The following is a 255-nucleotide window of genomic DNA, read 5'->3' on the forward strand; positions in this document are numbered from 1 at the left end:
TGCTCAAACTGCTCAACTTGTTGAGTTATTAAAAAACCCACCGGCAGGTGAAGAAGCATTCTTGGTTGATTTGCTTGAAAACCGTGTTCCTGCAGGTGTTGACCAAGCAGCTTACGTAAAAGCAGCTTTCTTGGCAGCGATTGCAAAAGGCGAAGCGACATCTCCGCTAGTTTCTAAAGAACGTGCAGTTTATTTACTAGGTACGATGCTTGGTGGCTATAACGTAGCGCCTTTAGTTGAGCTTCTGGATGATGC

The 255-nt window shown here is 45.1% G+C and carries 1 protein-coding gene; it reads left to right on the forward strand.

The window, feature by feature from the left end; genetic code table 11:
- On the forward strand, positions 1-255 hold a 255-nt coding region (locus ACG9ZB_RS17565; protein ID WP_419326879.1), incomplete at both ends, for a hypothetical protein.

Origin of the sequence: Acinetobacter johnsonii, assembly GCF_048551975.1 — a bacterium.
Lineage (GTDB): Bacteria > Pseudomonadota > Gammaproteobacteria > Pseudomonadales > Moraxellaceae > Acinetobacter > Acinetobacter johnsonii_A.